The sequence below is a fragment of the Bacteroidota bacterium genome (assembly GCA_018692315.1).
Lineage (GTDB): Bacteria > Bacteroidota > Bacteroidia > Bacteroidales > JABHKC01 > JABHKC01.
Map to the genome: position 1 here is coordinate 1 of JABHKC010000236.1, position 19,298 is coordinate 19,298.

The following is a 19,298-nucleotide window of genomic DNA, read 5'->3' on the forward strand; positions in this document are numbered from 1 at the left end:
CTAAAATAAGAAGTTTAATTTTACAGCAATGTTTCGGGGTGGAGAAATGTCGCCCGGACGACTCATGTTTTCGGCATTAAAAATATTTTTTAAAAATAATCCCAATTCTGCCTTTTCAGACAAATGATATATTATTCTATAGTCGAAAAAAACACTTCCTTGGTTGTTTTCTTCCCGATATTTTTTTAACCCTGGCAAAATTGTAAACTCATCAAGCACATTTTGTGGTGTTCCCTCGGGAAACGGGATTAGTGGTTCCTCGAAAGCCTTGTCGATATTTATCATATTGCTATGGTAAACAAAACTTATGCCCGTGGACACCATCGCAAACCTTAATTCTAAATCGGCTTTTGCTGAATGATAAAATCTGTATTTCAAAATATTGCCTTCGGTGGTTCGGCTCGAATCGGCTTTTGCATTTAAATCCACTGGATTCGTATAAGTATATCCGGCAAGAATTGTAGCAGGAATTCCCCAAATTGAGCCTTGTCCTGTAAAGGTCATATCTACTCCTGTAATTTGCGCATTTCCAATATTTACAGATTTAAAACCCATATTGTAAATTGCCGGAATAACATCAGCTGGGATGGTTTGAAAAGTAAGAGTATCGTAAAATCCGAAAGTAAATTCCATCATATTTTGATATTCTGTCCAAAATGCTGCAATATCAATATAACCGTTCCAGTTACTAAAACTTACTCCTTGCTTAATTCCAATTTCGCTGCTCCATCCTGTTTCGGATTCTAAATCAGGATTTGGAAATATTTTAATGCTACTTAAATTTGTACTGGTATATTTTTCGGCAATTGTCGGGAAACGATAGCCCATACCGTAGGATGCTCGCAGAAATGTATATTCAGCCAACTGATAATTCAATCCTGTTCTGAAAATGGGTTTTGAGTCTTCTATTTCATTATCTAAGCGGAAAAATTCCCATCGCATTCCGAGAGAAAGCGACAATCTATCGAAGAATTTCTTATCTAATTGAGAAAAAACTGCAAAATTTGAGCTAATATGGTTGCCAAAAAGTTCGGCTACCGATTTTGCATAATTGCCGGTTATTCCGCTTGTTAAATGCACATTATTGACGAACTGTTTATGATATTGATATTCGGCATAAAAATAATTTGCCGAACTGTTTTTGTTATCTCCTTCAATAATATTTGTTACACCAAAAAATCGGGTTTGCAAACTATGTTTGTTTCCTTTTTTGTCGAAATATTTTATTTGAGGGTCGATATTTATTCTATATCCGCTGGCAGTATTCACACCATCCATATTTTGAACATAAGCTGAATCTGCACTTTTCCAAAGAAAAAAATCAGATTTATCCTGATACATGATTCCTGAATTTAAGCCATATGACAAACCGCTAATTTTTTTTGAGCGATATCTCATATTCAAATTAAACCTAACTCTATCTTCATGATTATAGGTCCGGTATCCGGCATCATGAAACAAATTGCCGCTTGCAACCAAATCGAAATTATCAATCTTTCGTGAATGAAAAAAGCTTGAACCATTGAAGATTTGCTTTTTATTTCCCCACCATTTCAACTCTTTTCTTTTTGGTTCGAGATAAATTCCACTGTAAAAGCTAACTTTTGTAATTGACTCACTTTTCGGAAAAGCTGTACGGATATTTATTATTCCGTTCAGTGCAGACGAGCCATATAAAGCCGAGGCAGCACCTTTCAGTATTTCTACCTGCGAAATATTTTCTGTAGGTAAAAAATTCCATTTTGCATCGCCGGCATCTGCCGAAAGCATTGGCATATCGTCAACCAAAACCAAAACACGGCTGCCGGCTCCGTAACTGTATCCGCTACCTCCACGAATATTCACATTGTCGCCAACAACATTTACTCCGGGCACTTGTTCAATGGCTGTGAGCAGGTTTCTGGTATTAGTATTTTCTATAATTTTGGGCTTAATAAGTTCCATAGAAACAGTAATATCGCCGAGTTTTTGCTCAAATTTACCAGCTGTAACTACTACCCCATCTAAAACTGTATTTTCGGGTTCGAGTCTAATCTCAATTGTTGTGGTTTTACCTTCAGTTACTTTTACTTCCTTTTCCAGAGGTTTATATCCAATATATGAGAATTTTATAAGTCTTGTGCCAGACTTGGATTTTAGTTCAAATTTTCCTTCAAGGTTGCTTGCTACGCCTTCGCCACTTTCGTTTATAATGCTTACACCAATTAGAGTTTCATTGGTTTTTGAATCATAAATAACTCCTATGATTGTGCCGGTTTGTGCTGAAACTATTTTCAGAAAACCACCAATTATAAATAATACTAAAAATAACTTTATCCTCATAATCCCAAAAAACACAAATCTATTTAAAAATGTTTATTAAGAAAATAAAAATTTGGGGCTATTTCTGAAAAATTTGCTCTTATCTGGTGATATTATTTTTTTCTCCCACTGATGACGCAAATTTACATGGATGATTTTTCTGCGTTTTTCTGCGAATTCTGCGGGAAATAAATTTTACAATCCATTAACTTTTCGAAATATTCCAGATTTGATGAGTTCAACATTGAAATTTACCAATATGGCTAACTTTAGTTTTGATAGTTTTAAATATGTTAATACTTGTTTGTGGTGAACTTCTGCTATATGCTCAACTGATTTCACTTCAATTATTACTTTATCTTCAATCAACAAATCCAGTCTAAAACCTACTTCTAATTTTTCACTTTCGTAATAAACTGGTACAGGCACTTCCTTTCTCACTTTCAAGCCAACTTTTTTCAATTCAAATTTTAATGCAGCTACATATACAGACTCTAACAGGCCAGGACCCAGTGCACTATAAATATTGAATATTGCTCCTCTAATTTTGTATGATATTTCATTTTCTGTCATAATTATTTTCTTTCTCCCGCTGATAGCGCAGATTTACATGGATGATTTTTCTGCGTTTTTCTGCGAATTCTGAGGGAAATAAATTTTACATTTAGTTTTCTGTCATAATTATTTTCTTTCTCCCCCTGATGACGCAGATTTACATGGATGATTTTTCTGCGTTTTTCTGCGAATTCTGCGGGAAATAAATTTTACATTTAGATTTCTGTCATAATTATTTTCTTTCTCCCCCTGATAGCGCAGATTTACATGGATGATTTTTCTGCGTTTTTCTGCGAATTCTGCGGGAAATAAATTTTACATTTTGGTTTCTGTCATAATTAATTTTTTATCCCGCTGATAGCGCAGATTTTCGCGGATTGGGGTTCTGTAGAAATCTGCTAGAAATTCTTCGTCCTAAACCGGCAGCTTAAATTTCATAACAACCTCACCGGTTTTTTTATCAACAGAAATGCTTTGTTCCTGAGTTGAAATATTTTTGCCGGTAGCCATTTTAAACAAGCCAGAAATAAATCCTAAACCTTGATTCATTACCGTTTCCAACTCTTGGGCTGTTTCTTCAACCGAATGTTTTTCCGATTTTTCAGGACTTTCTTCTAACTCTTGTTTGGGTTCAGGTTTTTTTTCAGTTTGTATCTCTTCTATTTTTTCAATTTCTGTTTCCTGAAATTCTTCTTTTGACATTTCATCAGATTCTTGCAATTCGTCATGCTTTGCTTCGAACAATTCCTCTTGTTCAATAATTACATCAAGAATATCTCTTTTTTCTGTATCGGGCAATTCTTGCTCAATGTCTTCAGTTTGGCTTTCCAGCTCCTTAATATCTGTAACTGCATTTTTTAATTGATCGAGAAATTGAGACCTTCCTTTTTTAGAAAAATCGACAAATTCTATATCGTTATTGGGGCTTAAAACACTGTCGAATAAATTCTGTTTCAGCAATAATCCGGCAGCAATGTTTTCTTCGATAGATTTTTTAGTGATGAAATTAATTATTGATAAATTTTTGTTTAATTGCCCAATTCTATCAATTCTTCCAATCCGTTGATTTTTCTTTGCAGGATTCCATGGCAATTCGAAATTAATTACTGTATCTGCCACCTGAAGATTTAAGCCAACTCCGCCGGCTTCGGTAGAAATAAAAACTTTAATGTTTTGGTCATTCTCAAATTTTTCTATCAATTTACCGCGTTTATTTACCGGTACACTTCCATTTAGTTCAACAAAAGCAATATTATTGTTTCTAAGCATTTTGCCAATAATACTGTTCATCCGTTTCCATTCAGAGAAAATAATTATCTTTTTGTCTGAATTTTTTAAATCAATTTTTTCGAGAAGAATATGTTCAAGTTCTGCGAGTTTGGGCGAAAAGTTTGTTTCACGATCGATTAAATAAGTAGAATCGCAAACCATTCGCATACTGTTCAAGAGTAGAATTAAACGTTGCATGTCGAATGGCGTAATAATTTTTTTCGAAAGTATTTGAGCAACTCCTGAACTAAAACCAGAATGATATTCTGCTTGCTTTGGGTGCATTTCAACCGGCACATCCATTTCGCTAATGTTTGGAAGTTCTTTGATAACATCAGCTTTTTCTCGTCTTATCAAAATTGTCTGCATTCGAGTTTTCAATTCTTGTAGATTGAAATATCCGGTAATTTTATTTTTCAATTTTAAATCGAAAAAACAATGCTGATAAGAAAATTCCCATAAAGGAGACAAAAATGTAGGGTCTGTAAAGTTTGCTATTGAGTATAAGTCAATTAGCCGATTTTCTATAGGTGTTCCGGTGATAACCAACGAATGTTTTTTGTTTAAAGATTTTATTGATGAAGCTGTTTGCGTATTATAATTTTTAATTCGCTGGGCTTCATCTAAAATGATAAAATCGGGGCTGTTATTGTTAATTGCCACCGAATCTCTTAATACAGTTTCGTAATTTACAATGAGGAAATAGTTTTCCCAATTTTCATACTGTTTTTTTCTTTCTTCGGGAAATCCTTGTACAATTTCGGCTTTTTCGTTTGTAAACTTCTCAATTTCCTTTCTCCACTGGTCTTTTAAAGAAGCCGGACAAACTATCAAAGTTTTCTCGAAGCCAAACAAATTTTTCTTTAAAATGGCAATTGCAATTGCCTGAATGGTTTTTCCTAAGCCCATTTCATCGGCAATTATTGCTCCTTCACGAAAAGTAGCAAATTCAATCCCTTGTTTTTGATAATCGAAAAGTTCGGCTTTGAGGAATGAAAAATCAAGTTTTGTAGATTTTTGAATTTCAACAAGTGCTTTTTTATTGAAAACATTCTCTATTTTTTGTAATACTTCAGGCCGTATTAATATTTGTTTATAATTTTCTGCTTTCTTCACGAAATTCAAAAAATCAGGAATTGTGTTTTCTTCGATATGTTTGAGTTCACCAAAATGTTGCTTAATTAAATCGTGAATTGGCTTCACCAGAGGATGAGGATAATACCATGAAATTTGATAATTTTTCAATGGATCCAGAAAAATTTCGACAAATGGATAATGTTGTTTGCGTTTGTTTTTGAAATATGAAGGTGCATTTTTAAAATAATCAAATCCGAACATCAAATGTTTGCAGGTGCCAAGTTTATTGGTTTGATAATCGGGGCATGAGCAGTATCCAATTTCTTTTTCAAAGTTCCTGAAAGTAAGTTTATATTCAATTGTTTTTTCGTTATAGAGAATATGCTCGCCAAACATATTGTCAGAAAAATGAAAACGATACTCAGCTTTCCGGGCTTTTTCTCTTCTTTCATCAATTACACGTTTTATCATCCCCGACTTTGTGAATTTTTTGCCGTCTTCTAATTTTTCATTTTCGTAAATCAACAAATCGTCTTTCAGTTGTTTTAATGATGCAATCTTATGATGACAAATTTCTGAACCACGGCAAGTACAACTTAGTTGCACAATTCCATTAAGCTCAATAATTACCTTATAATCATTAAATTCGTCATCGACAGAAAACTCAAACATATCTTTAGCTTGTGTGAGCATAAGGCATTGACCTGCTTTGTATAAAGCCTCAGCCTGCCGAATAACAAATTTTGAAACTAAATTTTCTTTATTAATCTCTAATAAGGTATCGTTGATTCGATCTGCAATTTCTATATTCATTTTTTCTAAATTAAATTTAAGCAAAAATAATATTTACAAATTATATAGACTTAGATTTTTTCAAACTTTTAAAAGCTTGTCTATCAATGAAAATTTTAAATCTAAATCTAAATGAATTGTTTTTATATTTGCCATTTAAAAATGAAAATATGATAGTATCGATGACTGGTTTTGGGAAAAGCATTTGCGAACTCGAAGCTAAAAAAATTACTTTAGAGATTAAATCTTTAAACAGCAAACAGCTTGACATTTTCACTAAAATTCCATCCAGATATAAAGAAAAAGACTTAGAAATAAGGAAAAAAATCTCTACTACACTTACAAGAGGGAAAATTGAATTTTCCTTTTATGTAGAATCAAAAGCCGTTGAAAGCAAATCAAAAATTAATAAAGAAGTAGTTAAGGATTATTATTCTCAAATTGCTGATATTGCCGCTGAGTTGGGAATTTCGGTATCTGAAGCTATTATTGAATCTATATTGCGTCTTCCGGAAAGTTTTAGTGCAAATTTTGAAGAAACTACAGATACGGAATGGGAAAAAATCTCAAATAGCATTGATGAAGCATTGTCTGAACTTAATAATTTTAGAAATCAAGAAGGATTAGCTTTAGGAAAAGATATTGAAAGTAGGATAAAAATCATTTCGAATAAAATTCCTGAAATTGAATTGCTTGAACCTCAAAGAATTGGAAATATCAAATCGAAACTTGAGTCTTCACTACAAGAATTTATTGAAAAGAAAAGTTTTGATCAAAATCGTTTTGAACAAGAGTTGATTTATTATCTTGAAAAAATTGATATTACCGAAGAAAAAATCAGACTTCAAAATCATTGCGACTATTTTTTTCAGACCATAAAAGAAAATGGCATGAATGGCAAGAAATTAAATTTTATTTCTCAAGAAATTGGTAGAGAAATAAACACTATTGGCTCGAAAGCAAATTTTAGTCAAATTCAGAAAATAGTTATTCAAATGAAAGATGAATTGGAAAAAGTGAAGGAGCAATTGCTTAATGTTTTATAATTTCGTTGATGCACAACCAAAATGATATTGAAATATTAGGCAAATATTTGCCAAATAATTCTGTCAAAGCTGTAACAAAATTGATAGAATCTTTGAATTTTCATTTGACAATATCGAAATCAAGAAAAAGCATTCTTGGAAATTACAAACCTCCTCAAAAACTTAATTATCATAGAATATCTGTAAATTCTGATTTGCACGAAATCGAATTTCTAATAGTTTTACTACACGAAATTGCACATCTGATTAACTGGAACAAGCATAAACAAAAAGTAAAGCCACATGGCAATGAGTGGAAACAGGAGTTTAGAACATTAATAAACTCACACATCCTTTGTGGTGAATTTGACACTGAAATAAAAGATGCTATTTATTATTGCTATTTTCAACAAAGCCTCATTTCATCGAGCCAATGTAAAAATCTTCATAGAATTTTGCATAAAAATGAAAATGAGCATATTGACCAATTAGAAGACCTGCCTAATGGAACAAATTTCATGTTAAAAAGAAACAATAAAAAGTTTTTGAAAATTAAGAAACTTAGAAAATTATATCTTTGCAAGGAGCATGAAAGCGGAAAATTATATAGAGTATATTCCGATGCTCAAATTGTTAAAATATAATTATAAAAGATATTTTTTTAGTATTTTTCAGCATTAAAATAAAATATATTACTATGAATAAAAATAATTATTGTGTTATAATGGCTGGTGGTGTTGGTAGTAGATTCTGGCCTTTAAGCCGTAAAACTTACCCAAAACAGTTCATTGATATTTTAGGTACCGGAAAAACATTTTTGCAACACACTTTTGAAAGGTTTGCCAAAATTTGCGAAGCCGAAAATATTTTTATTGTAACAAATGAGATTTATAAAAGTAAGGTTTTAGAGCAGTTGCCTCAAATAAAAGCTAATCAGGTTTTAGGTGAGCCACTTATGCGAAATACAGCACCTTGCATTGCTTATGCAAACTATAAAATTCAAAAACTAAATCCTAATGCCAACATTATTGTAGCGCCTTCAGATCATTTGATTTTAGATGAAAACGAATTTATAGATGTTATAAATAATGGCTTAGAATTCACTAAAAATTCTGATACTTTATTGACATTGGGCATGAAACCAAGCCGACCCGAAACTGGCTACGGATATATTCAGATAAATAAAGAAGAAAAAATTGGAACCTCAATAAATAAGGTGAAAACCTTTACGGAAAAGCCAGATATAGAAACGGCCAAAATGTTTCAGGAAAGTGGCGAATTCTTTTGGAATTCAGGAATATTCATTTGGTCTTTAAAATCTATAATGAAATCGTTCGAGATTAATCTAAACGAAGTAAACTCCTTGTTTAGTGAAGGGATTCAAAATTTAAATACTGAAAAAGAAGTCGAATTTATTAATAAGATTTATCCTAAATGTAAAAATATTTCCATTGATTATGGAATAATGGAAAAAGCCGAAAATGTTTATGTCTATCTTGCCGATTTTGGATGGTCTGATTTAGGAACTTGGGGTTCGTTATACGAGCATAGTAGGCTCGATGATAATAATAATGCGGTTTTTGGAGACAATGTTTTCCTTTACGATTCGAAAAATTGCATAGTGAATATTCCAAAAAATAAATTAATAGTACTTCAAGGTTTAGATGATTATATAGTTGTTGATTCTAATGATGCTTTGCTTGTTTGCAAAAAGAAAGATGAGCAACAAATCAAAAAATTTGTTCATGATATAAGCAAAGTTGATGACGAAAAATATATTTAGTTTCAATTGTATTGAAACAAAAAAGCCTGCTATGATATAGCAGGCTTTTTTGTTGGTTCTAAATTATTTCTTAATAGCTCCAAAGATCATGTTCTGTTTCCATTATCCAATCTTTTACTCTTTCTGCCTCTTGTTGAGAATTAGAGCCTAATGAATATTGGTTAATATTTCTATCGTTGTAAACATTTGATTCTTGAACTACGTAACTACCAAATTTTCTTTTGTAGAAAATATCATCGAAAGACCTACGCTCAGCATCATTAAAAGGATTAAAAACTTCGTGATTTGCAAGTATCGGTCGCAACTGATCGAAGTTTACCCAGAAAAGTTTTTTGTATGTAATTTCCTGCATTCCTTCATCTTCAATTAGAAGACCTTCGCCGCCGATATCCTTTTGATATTCACGTATAGGACAAATTCCTACTATTCTAACTTGAAGAGTGCTATATTTTCTGTCGAAATACCATATTTCCTTAATTAAATATTGTTTTACTTCAGATGAGTTAATTTCGCCTTTAATAGTATCAAGAATCATATCGCCAGATTCTACATCCACTATGTCCATATACTTATCAGTTGCATCAAATTTTTCCTCAATATCTGTAAATGTCATTGGACTGTCAAACTCTGTACCTGCCCAACCGTCCGGGTCGAAAGCAATTATTGGTTCTCCTTCAAGTTCTCCTTTTATGCCAACCAGCAACAAGTCTATTAAGCTCATTCGTTCTAATATTGGTTTTATGGGATAATAAAGAGGATGATTTATTTTTTCTCGTAAATCAATTTTTCGCTGTATTGTTTTCGACCACATAACATCGGCTTCTCTAAGAGGTACCCACGGTATCGGTTTTCTGAGCCTATCTCTTTCTTTTACATAAATACCATTAAGTACATCTTGACTATATGCTTTGGAATAATTTCCAATAATCAAGGTCAGTACTGCTAATATTAAAACAATTGCTCTTTTCATATTTGAAAATTTTATTTAATTTTAAACACAATAGGTGGTAGGTCTCGAGTTAATTTATCAGGACCTTTTGCTTTTATACCTTCGAAAAATACTCGTTGCCCGCGATTAAGTTTGTTTAGTAATTCTTTTTGTTGGTTTGTAAATTTGTTGCTTCTCGACGATTTCTTTTGTTCATACCCTTGCACTACAGTGGAAACTGAAAATTCAACTACTTTAAATGTTGCATCGAAATCGGAGTTTTCTAATTCGGCAAGAACACCATTTTGTGCCAAAAGTAAGTTTTTAGCTATTCGTCCTCCTTTACTCATCGCAACTTTTGCAACCGGATTGGGAAGCTTCTTAACACGGAATTCTGCTTTACCCATTTCTCTTTCTTTTCCATCAATAGTTGCAAAAACAGTAACAAATGTTTTCTTCGATTTTGTGGTTATGGTCTTTGGTTTTACAATGTATCCTCCATCTTTATCTTTTGATATTGTTCCATTATTTATACGAGGTGTAATATTTTCAATAGGTACACCTGGAACAGAAATATCTATAGGATTCTTTACACCAAGGTAAAATACATTCATCTTGCTTGGAGAAACTACAACCTGTGATTCCGCCACTTGATATTCATTGCTAAATCTGTATTTATTGATACGACCTTCCGGTGTTTTATAATATATTAATCCACCCCATTTTACACTTGGGTTTAAAGTATTACAGGGTACAGAATATTTACCTATACTATTATGTATTGATAAGGTATCATAATTTATACCTAGCTCTCCCTTCATTTTTAGATTCCATGTTCCATCATCATTTATGGTAGAGTCTATAGGTCCTATGTAAATAGTTGGCTTTTGGGTGGTATCAAAGGCAGCAAGAAAAACTTCAGCTTCGTACACACCACCTTTAAAAACATAATTCGATTTTGCTTTTACAACAGCATCTAGTTTATTAAATTTAAACGAGCTTGCATCAATTTGTTTATACAAATAGCTGATAACATCAGACTCCGCATTTCTAACATCACCTTGCATTTTTGACAAGAGTGTTATTATTGCAATTAGAGGTCTTTCCTGAAAATGTGCGTTTTCCCAGGTAATATTCTGAGTTACTTTGTTTGGAGGATCTAATAAAGACAGATTTTTATCGATCGAGTTTTTAAATTCCACATCTTTTTCGAGAATTAAGCCAGAAATAGTTTCTTTAAATTTGTCGAATTCCTCTCTAAGTTGATATGCTCTTCCATTAGCTGTAGCTCCTATCATTATTTCAGATCCAATAGTGATATTATCATTTTTCAAAATAGAATCCGGATAAACCAGTCGCCCTTTGACGGCAATTTGATCATCTCCATCAGCTTTTTCAATTAGCTCAATTTTAATATCTTGAATATAATCAAACATTTGATCAGAGCTTCTTTTAGCAACATCAGCATATTCTCTCCATTCCTTAACTTTCTTTGGATTTTCTGATTCTGCTTGCCTAAAATTTGCATATATAGTGTTGTTCTTTTTTCCAATATTTTCAACAGTTTTTGACAAACCATCTTCAATAATAATAAAAGCTTCAACAATTTCTCTTGATACATTAAGTGCCAATAATGCTGTAAGCACTAAATACATCATTGCAATCATTCTCTGCCTGGGGGTTTCCGGACAATTTTTTGCACCCATATTATTTTCTTAAATAATTTTGTAGTTTATTATCTTTTGGAATATTCAAAAACTATTTGATGTTCATTGCTGAAAGCATGTTTCCATAAACAGTATTTAATGATTCTAATTTCTCACCAAGTTTTGAGATTTCTTCTTTATATTTTTGAGTATTTTCTACCGAATCATTCAAATTGGTCATCATTTTACCTAAACCGGAATATACCTGCTGAGAAATTTTCATATGCTCGTCGCTTCCTTTAAGTTGCAATTCATAAACCGAATTTAATGAAGATAAACTTTTGTTCATTTTTTCTATTTGTTGTCCATACATTTCTCCACTTGAAGTAACAGTAGAAAAATCGGTAGATATTTTGTCAGCCAATTGCTGATACGATTCGCCAGATTTTGTTACAATCTCTGCTGTTTGTATTGACGATTCTGATAGTGTACTCATTGATTCTGAGGCAGATGTAACATTTGTTACATATTCTTTAGTTGCAACTGAAGCATCTGACACATCTGACATCATTGAGGCTGTTTCGCTCAAATTGCGCAAACCTTCGCCAAGTTTTTCGAAGACATCTTGACCAATATCGGCTTTTTCTAAGATTGCATCTGCTAAACTTCCCGAGCCTTTCATTCCTCTTTCCAATTCAAATTCCTCATCGAATCCCATTCCTGCTAATTCAGGATATACTAAACTCCAATCATATTCAACATGTAGTGGTTCGAAAGCTGAGAAGAAGAAAATTAATGCTTCGGTTCCTAAACCAACTAATAACATCTCGCTGGCATATGGATAGTGATTTATTTTAAATAAGGCACCTAAGATTACAACTGCAGCACCCCAACCATATAACTTCGCCATCCCATTTTTCCATGCCTTTCCTTGTACAATTTCAGAAATGTTTAACATAATTTGCTAATTTTTTTATAATTTAAAGATTAATAATTTTAATAAAACTGTGAGCCTCCAACATCATTTCTATCACGACCAAGATATGAACGAACACATCTGAAACCAATATATGATTTAGCAGTATCTTGATATTCATATGTTCTTGTTCCGGTCTGAAGGAAATATCCAATATCTTTCCAAGATCCTCCTCTAATAACTTTTCGTTTTAAAACATCGGGATCATCCGGTAGAGCATTATACTGATAATCAGAATTTAAATCGTGAGTAAAACTATATGCTGACTCGTCGAAAGCGTTTGATGTCCATTCCGCTACATTTCCTGCCATATCGTAAAGCAAAAATTCGTTTGGTTCAAAACTTCCTACTGTTACAGTATGAATTCCTCCGTCATCAGTATAGTTCCCTCTCATTGGTTTGAAATTCGCAATAAAACATCCTGTATTGTTTCTTGTGTAGTAACCACCCCAAGGATACATGCTAAGGTCTTGTCCTCCTCTCGAAGCATATTCCCATTCAGATTCTAAAGGTAATCTATAATCCTGCAAAAAAGTACCACCATTTTTAGCAAGAAAACTATTTTGAAGTTCTGTTCTCCATCTTGTAAATGCAAATGCTTGTTTCCAACTTACACCAACAACCGGATAATGATCGTAGGCTGGATGCCAAAAATACATATTTGTCATTGGTTCGTTATATGAGTAAGTAAAATCTTGTATCCAGCATAAAGTATCAGGATAAATATTTATTACTTCATTTTTTATGAATGCAGAACGATCTTTAACATCTTCTTTTTCTCCTCTTTCATTCATTACTTCTCCGGCATATCTTTGTGTTTCAAAGTTGTAATGATGACGTACTTTATTATCGTCATGACGGAATTTCACAGCAGCTTGTCTAAGATCTATCCATGAATAAACGAACATATATTTTCTGGTGTCGAATTGCTTTCTTCTATAGAATCTTTCATTTTCAGAATAATACATATCTTCAAGTACTTCCTTAAATTCTTGATCTTTCCACAAAATCCTTTCATCCCAATTTAATGTGGGAGGATCAATTTCTTCACCATAGCGATCTTCAGTAACCAAAAATTGTTCGAATTCATCACCCAATTTCAATCTGGCAATGGAATCTCTAACCCAATGTACAAAATGTCGGTATTCATTATTGGTTATTTCAGTCTCATCCATCCAAAAAGGAGAAATTGAAACTGTTTTTGATTGTGCAGTCATTGCCCAGGGGACATCCTGATCGCTTGGTCCCATATTGTATGTTCCTTGTTCAATAAATACCATTCCGTATGGTTCTGATGTCCACCATTTTTGACGGCCCAATACTCCGGTTAGTTCACCATTTCCATAGTTCCCGCAACTACTCAATATTGCTAAAAACAGACTTAAATAAATTAATTTTTTCATGGTTATTTTATTTATTAAGCACTTTTTCTAAAATCTTACTGTTCCTTGCTCTCCAGGTCTCATGCTGAAGTTTACATTGAAGCAGTATCCTAACATTATTTCGATTGATCCACCACTATTAAATGTTGCCATTTCTGAAGTAGTAAAATCATATGCAATTCCAAATTTTATTCTGTTGGCCAATTCCATTCCAAACATAGCTGAATAAGCATCTCCCAACCTGTATGAAACACCTCCCCAATATAGCTTCTTATATAGTGCCAGTGCATTGAATTCAAATTGTGAGCTTGTTCCGTCTGATTTTATGAAAATTGATGGAGTAAGTTCAAAATTTGGATTTGGCAACTGAATGACGTAGCCGCCAGTAACGTAATAATGCCTGGCTAAAAAACTACTGGCATTTTTGTTATAATCAAAGCTTGGATTATTTATGTGTGTTGAAGAAATTCCAAAATAATAGTTATCGCTATTTAAAAACACTCCGAAATTTAAATCAAGTGCCATAACACTTTCTGCATTAGGGATTAAAGGATCTGAAAACGCATTTCCTTCGCCTTGACCATCTTCTGGAATTACCATCCAATCTCCGTCAAGGTAATGATTGAATAATCCTCCACTTAGTCCGAAGCCAAATTTTCCAATGTCTGTTTCAAGCTGATATGAAAAAGCCAAGTTGATTAATTTATTGTCAGAAAATCCAATTTGATCTTGCATGATAATTATTCCAACTCCGAAATTTGTTCCTTTCATAGGCGTACTGGCACTTAAAACTTCGGTAGTAGGAGCACCTTCTAAACCCATCCATTGCTGACGAAAAAATAAAGTGGCACAAATTGCATCGTTGCTACCGGCATAACCAGGATTTACAGTAAGATGATTAAACATGTTCTGACTAAATTGCGGTTCTTGTTGTGCATAGGCAGACGATACTGCCAATATTAATGTTAAAACAAGTACTATTTTCCTCATAATCACTTTATTACAAACTTTTAAATATCTTAATATTGATATACAAAACGGTAAAATAAATAAAAATAATTTACCCACACAAATTTTATTAACAATAAATAGTTAATAACTTTTTTTTTAATCTTTCAATTATATATCAATCAAACAAATATCTAAACATTAGATTGAATATATTTATTATAAATTGCCTTTATTATTTCAAATTTTACAACGATTATTTAACAAAAACACTAATCAAAATTATTGCTTATTCCTTTTTTATTTAATCCAGTTTTTGGATAAATTTCCATAGCCTGTCGGGGATTTCATTATTACTGGCAAGAATGTAATCTTTATATGAGCATGGAATTATTTTCACTTCTTGGCTCGAAATTTTTGTTTCTTCGGGAAATGGAATTTTCATCCACCAACGTTCTGTATGTTTACTTTTGTAGAATATTATTTGATTTTCTATATCATTTAAGCTGACAAAATATTTAGAGAAATTTGGATCAGATTCAGAGAAATTTTCTGTTTTTCGGAAAGAGAAACCTTCTATGAAGTGCCATATAATTTGTGCAGCCAGGTTTGAAGTTTGATAATTATTGTCGAATTCCGGATTTACTTCATATATTCCGAACGAGGAAACACTTTCGCTAAGTCCGGCATAGCGAGAAATCTGGCAAGCTTCATTACTGAAAAATCCATTTGGCGAAGGATTATTCCGAGCAGGTGCATCTGCCTGTTTTATTGCTCCTATATCGAACGAAACTAAATTGGCAGTTCGTAAAATAGTTTCGGTTTCTTTCAAGTCGATTCTAATATGTCCCAATCTGTACGAATCGAAAAGAAGTTCGTCCATAAGCTTTATATCTTCTTGAGAAACTAAGTATTTTTGGTAGCCAATATTTGAGAAATTGTAGAGAAATTTCGCTTTTTCGGAAACAATTTTGCTCATATAGTTTTGAGAATTAATACCATTGTCGTCGCATTCTAAATCGAATTTCGAGTCAATTGAAACAATATTTACCTCTTTTTCTAATTCAGAATATGCAAGAAAGTTTCCGTAGGTTAAATCCTGAGTTCCACCAATAATCAGTAGGACAATATCTTTTTCTATCAATTCTATACTTAAATCTCTCAGACCATAATAGGTATCTTGCGGATTGTCGGACATTTTCAAATTTCCAAGGTCGGCTATTCGCAAATTCTCATTTATTATGCTTAGAGAATACAGGTATTTTCTAATTATATTCGGAGCAAGATTTGCCCCAATATTTCTTGAATTTCTGTCTTCAGGAATTCCAATCAGGGCTAATTTGCAGTTTTTAAAATATTCATCTGACGATCCTAACTCAACGAAATCAATACAATTCAACAGGATAGAATCTCTAAAATTACTTGAGAAAGAATCTTTTATTTTCGACTCTACTGGTTCGCAATAATGATTAATCAGAGTAAAAATGCTTTCCAATTTATTTTCGCCTTTTTGTTTTTGGAGGAGGTGCATTTTTTATCAAGTCTAAACAATCTTGATAGCTCAAAGTTGCTGCATCTATCTTTTTAGGAACGCGATAGTTTTTCTTTTCGAATGAAACGTATGGACCCCAGCGTCCATTAAGCAATTTTAACTCTAAATCTTCTTCAAAAATCTTAATAACTTTTTTTCGGTCTTTTTCTCTTTTATCTTCAATAAGTTCAATTGCTCGATCTAACTCAATAGTTAGCGGATCGTCAACGTCTTTTACCAATGAATAAAACAAGGATTTATGCCTTATGTATGGTCCAAAACGTCCTAAACCAATAGTTACATCAATTTCTTCGTATTTCCCTACATTTCTTGGAAGCTTAAATAATTCAAGCACCTCTTCGAATGTGATAGTTTCTATTGATTGGTCTTTTCTTAATCCGGCAAATTTTGGCTTATCTTCATCAGTCATTTCGCCAATTTGAGCCAAAGGACCGTATCTGCCAATTTTTACATAAATATTTTTCCCGCTTTTTGGGTCAACTCCTAGAAGACGTTCTCCTTTATTTTTTGTAGCAGTTTCGGTTGTCGATTCAACTTTTTTATGAAAAGGATTATAAAAGTCTTCAATCATTTTATTCCATTTCATTTTACCAGAAGCAATTTCATCGAACTGTTTTTCAACTTTTGCAGTGAAATTATAGTTCATAATATTTTTGAAATGCTCGACCAAAAAATCATTTACTACCATTCCAATATCTGTAGGAAAGAGTTTTGCTTTTTCCATGCCGGTAGTTTCGGTTTTTATATTTTCCGACAAATTTTTATCAGCCATGGTTAAAACACAATAATCTCGTTTCACTCCTTCACGAACATCTTTCAAAACATATCCCCGATTTTGAACAGTAGAAATTATTGGAGCATAGGTTGAAGGTCGTCCTATGCCTTGTTCTTCGAGTTTTTTCACTAAGCTTGCTTCGGTAAAACGCGGCGGGTGATGTGTAAAACGCTGAGTACCATTGATGACAATATTTGTGAGCTTATCGTTAACATTTAGTATTGGCAACATTGTTTTTCCATTTTCCCCATTTTCGGTTTCATCATCTTTCGATTCGAAATATACTTTCAAAAAACCATCGAATTTTAGAACTTCACCCGAAGCAATAAAATCTTCCTTAGTGGTCGAAATATCAATTGTTGCACTAGTTTTTTCGAGTTTTGCATCGCTCATTTGAGAAGCTATGGTACGTTTCCAAATTAATTCGTACAGACGTTTTTCAGTATTAGGCCCGTCCACAGAATGTTTGTTTATATACGAAGGACGAATTGCTTCGTGTGCTTCTTGAGCGCCTTTTATTTTCGATTTATATTTTCTGATTTTTAAATACTGTTCTCCATATTTTTCCTCAATTTCGTTTTTGATGGTTGAAATTGCAAGATCAGACAAATTTACCGAATCAGTACGCATATATGTAATTTTTCCGGCTTCGTACAATTTCTGTGCAACGCTCATTGTTTGCGAAACAGAAAATCCAAGTTTTCGGCTGGCTTCCTGCTGAAGAGTAGATGTTATAAATGGCGGAGCAGGTGATTTTTTCGCAGGTTTTGTAATTACGTCTTTTACAAAATATTGTGCATTGACACATTTTTTCAGAAATTTTATTGTTTCTTCTTTTGTATCGAATTTTTGCGAAAGTTCAGCTTTAAATTCAGTTTCTTTTCCATTGTCGCTAATCGAAAAAATTGCAGTAACTCTGTAAGAAGAAGTGCTTTTGAAGGATGATATTTCCCTTTCGCGATCTACAATCAATCTAACAGCAACCGACTGAACTCGGCCGGCAGAAAGAGCAGGTTTTATTTTTTTCCATAATACCGGCGAAAGTTCAAAACCTACCAACCTGTCTAAAACGCGTCTTGCTTGTTGAGCATTTACTAAATTGTAATCAATACCACGAGGATTTTTTACTGCTCGTTGAATGGCATCTTTTGTAATCTCGTGAAAAACTATTCTTTTGACTTTTTTCTCATCTAGTTTTAATGTCTCAACCAAATGCCAGGCAATTGCTTCTCCTTCACGGTCTTCATCGGAAGCCAACCATACGGTTTTCACAGGCTTAGAAAGTTTTTTAAGTTCTGAAACAACTTTCTTCTTATCGGGCGAGACTTCGTAAACAGGAGAAAATCCGTCCTCAACACTAATTCCAAGATCCTTTTTAACTAAATCTCGAATGTGCCCAAAACAGGACTTTACTAAAAATTGTTTCCCAAGAAACTTTTCTATTGTTTTGGCTTTAGCCGGCGACTCAACAATAACTAAATTATCTTCCATTTATAATAAATCCTTATAAGTTAGCTTTTCTAAAAAGCGTGCAAAGAAAAACAATAAGAAAACTATGAACAAATTTATTTTTGATTTTCATTTTTTACAGTCTTCAACCAGATGTTCTATAGGCTATAATTATTTTGCGATATATAAAGGAAAAACAGTAAATTAGCATATCATAATTTTTATTATTTTTGAAACAAATTGAACTATGTGCTGATGCAGAATTCTAATTATGAGTTCAAATAACTATGGACATGAAATATTGTATGCTTATAATTTTAGTACCAATTTTCTTTGTTTTGAAAATAACTGTTGCTCAAAACTTAATCCCAAATCCCACCACCTGCCGCAAATTTGTAACTTGTAGCATGTAATGTTTAGTAACAAAAAACACCTGCAACTTTCCCAATAGACAAGACAAACTGTAACATTTGAATTTAGAAGTTTCATTCCCAAAAATCGTAAACCACAAGTTGCAAACTTTCTGTAGTTGCAGAATTTCCACAAATTTCACGAATTAACACGAAATAAATCTGTGCAAATTAGAGAAATTCGATGTTCAATATTCAATTTAAAATAGCCAATAATCAATTCAATTTACTCCTTCACAATCTTCCAAGATTTTTCTTTGCCATTTATTTCTAAACGAAGAAAATATGTTCCGGTTTTTTGCCCACTTAGGTTTATTTGTAAAATATTTGAACTTTTTGCTCCGGAAAGAATTTCTCTGCCTAGGCGATCAAAAACCTTGTAAGCAACTTTGCCAAAGTTTTCCTCACCGGAAATTTGTACAACAACTTC

14 protein-coding genes are annotated in these 19,298 nt (G+C 32.8%); 3 read left to right on the plus strand and 11 right to left on the minus strand.

Features of this window, described 5'->3' with window-relative positions:
- From HN894_17460 to HN894_17470, 3 genes are all read right to left on the minus strand, one after another.
- The gene (locus tag HN894_17460; protein ID MBT7145113.1) at positions 1 to 2,322 is read right to left on the minus strand and encodes a TonB-dependent receptor; all 2,322 of its coding nucleotides are present in this window, start codon (positions 2,320 to 2,322) and stop codon (positions 1 to 3) included.
- A 174-nt stretch (positions 2,323 to 2,496) separates the two neighbouring features.
- Complete coding sequence (locus HN894_17465) at positions 2,497 to 2,874, minus strand: GxxExxY protein (protein MBT7145114.1); 378 nt, start codon at positions 2,872 to 2,874, stop codon at positions 2,497 to 2,499.
- A 396-nt stretch (positions 2,875 to 3,270) separates the two neighbouring features.
- On the minus strand, positions 3,271 to 6,015 hold the full coding sequence (locus HN894_17470; GenBank protein MBT7145115.1) for a DEAD/DEAH box helicase: 2,745 nt from the start codon (positions 6,013 to 6,015) through the stop codon (positions 3,271 to 3,273).
- Positions 6,016 to 6,164: 149 nt separating this feature from the next.
- Here HN894_17470 and HN894_17475 point away from each other — a divergent pair, with 149 nt between their 5' ends.
- The 3 genes from HN894_17475 to HN894_17485 are packed head-to-tail and all read left to right on the plus strand — an operon-like array spanning position 6,165 to position 8,802.
- Positions 6,165 to 7,040: a YicC family protein gene (locus tag HN894_17475; GenBank protein ID MBT7145116.1), complete on the plus strand. Its 876-nt coding sequence runs from the start codon at positions 6,165 to 6,167 to the stop codon at positions 7,038 to 7,040.
- 8 nt (positions 7,041 to 7,048) lie between these two features.
- Complete coding sequence (locus HN894_17480) at positions 7,049 to 7,663, plus strand: hypothetical protein (GenBank protein ID MBT7145117.1); 615 nt, start codon at positions 7,049 to 7,051, stop codon at positions 7,661 to 7,663.
- A gap of 53 nt (positions 7,664 to 7,716) precedes the next feature.
- A complete protein-coding gene (locus tag HN894_17485) occupies positions 7,717 to 8,802 on the plus strand; it encodes an NTP transferase domain-containing protein (protein ID MBT7145118.1) in 1,086 nt (361 codons plus the stop codon).
- 70 nt (positions 8,803 to 8,872) lie between these two features.
- On the opposite strand, the gene gldN is transcribed toward HN894_17485, so the two are convergent.
- From gldN to HN894_17525, 8 genes are all read right to left on the minus strand, one after another.
- Positions 8,873 to 9,772, minus strand: coding sequence for a gliding motility protein GldN (gldN, locus tag HN894_17490; GenBank protein MBT7145119.1), 900 nt, complete (start codon positions 9,770 to 9,772; stop codon positions 8,873 to 8,875).
- 11 nt (positions 9,773 to 9,783) lie between these two features.
- On the minus strand, positions 9,784 to 11,436 hold the full coding sequence (gldM, locus tag HN894_17495; protein MBT7145120.1) for a gliding motility protein GldM: 1,653 nt from the start codon (positions 11,434 to 11,436) through the stop codon (positions 9,784 to 9,786).
- 52 nt (positions 11,437 to 11,488) lie between these two features.
- Complete coding sequence (gldL, locus tag HN894_17500; GenBank protein MBT7145121.1) at positions 11,489 to 12,334, minus strand: gliding motility protein GldL; 846 nt, start codon at positions 12,332 to 12,334, stop codon at positions 11,489 to 11,491.
- A gap of 38 nt (positions 12,335 to 12,372) precedes the next feature.
- Entirely contained in the window at positions 12,373 to 13,755 is a 1,383-nt protein-coding gene (locus tag HN894_17505) for an SUMF1/EgtB/PvdO family nonheme iron enzyme (GenBank protein MBT7145122.1), read from the minus strand.
- 27 nt (positions 13,756 to 13,782) lie between these two features.
- Positions 13,783 to 14,724: a type IX secretion system membrane protein PorP/SprF gene (locus HN894_17510; GenBank protein MBT7145123.1), complete on the minus strand. Its 942-nt coding sequence runs from the start codon at positions 14,722 to 14,724 to the stop codon at positions 13,783 to 13,785.
- A 262-nt stretch (positions 14,725 to 14,986) separates the two neighbouring features.
- Positions 14,987 to 16,213: a formimidoylglutamase gene (locus tag HN894_17515; protein MBT7145124.1), complete on the minus strand. Its 1,227-nt coding sequence runs from the start codon at positions 16,211 to 16,213 to the stop codon at positions 14,987 to 14,989.
- Positions 16,179 to 18,500: a type I DNA topoisomerase gene (gene topA / locus HN894_17520; GenBank protein MBT7145125.1), complete on the minus strand. Its 2,322-nt coding sequence runs from the start codon at positions 18,498 to 18,500 to the stop codon at positions 16,179 to 16,181. Before topA ends, HN894_17515 begins: the two co-directional genes overlap by 35 nt.
- Before the next feature lie 594 nt (positions 18,501 to 19,094).
- Positions 19,095 to 19,298, minus strand: a 204-nt coding sequence (locus HN894_17525) for a T9SS type A sorting domain-containing protein (GenBank protein MBT7145126.1), incomplete at its 5' end; no start/stop codon positions are given.

Coding starts and splice junctions, on each gene's coding strand:
- HN894_17460 (MBT7145113.1), bottom strand. CDS start 2,322: ATGAGGATAAAGTTATTTTTAGTATTATTTATAATTGGTGGTTTTCTG.
- HN894_17465 (MBT7145114.1), bottom strand. CDS start 2,874: ATGACAGAAAATGAAATATCATACAAAATTAGAGGAGCAATATTCAAT.
- HN894_17470 (MBT7145115.1), bottom strand. CDS start 6,015: ATGAATATAGAAATTGCAGATCGAATCAACGATACCTTATTAGAGATT.
- HN894_17475 (MBT7145116.1), top strand. CDS start 6,165: ATGATAGTATCGATGACTGGTTTTGGGAAAAGCATTTGCGAACTCGAA.
- HN894_17480 (MBT7145117.1), top strand. CDS start 7,049: ATGCACAACCAAAATGATATTGAAATATTAGGCAAATATTTGCCAAAT.
- HN894_17485 (MBT7145118.1), top strand. CDS start 7,717: ATGAATAAAAATAATTATTGTGTTATAATGGCTGGTGGTGTTGGTAGT.
- gldN (MBT7145119.1), bottom strand. CDS start 9,772: ATGAAAAGAGCAATTGTTTTAATATTAGCAGTACTGACCTTGATTATT.
- gldM (MBT7145120.1), bottom strand. CDS start 11,436: ATGGGTGCAAAAAATTGTCCGGAAACCCCCAGGCAGAGAATGATTGCA.
- gldL (MBT7145121.1), bottom strand. CDS start 12,334: ATGTTAAACATTTCTGAAATTGTACAAGGAAAGGCATGGAAAAATGGG.
- HN894_17505 (MBT7145122.1), bottom strand. CDS start 13,755: ATGAAAAAATTAATTTATTTAAGTCTGTTTTTAGCAATATTGAGTAGT.
- HN894_17510 (MBT7145123.1), bottom strand. CDS start 14,724: ATGAGGAAAATAGTACTTGTTTTAACATTAATATTGGCAGTATCGTCT.
- HN894_17515 (MBT7145124.1), bottom strand. CDS start 16,213: ATGCACCTCCTCCAAAAACAAAAAGGCGAAAATAAATTGGAAAGCATT.
- topA (MBT7145125.1), bottom strand. CDS start 18,500: ATGGAAGATAATTTAGTTATTGTTGAGTCGCCGGCTAAAGCCAAAACA.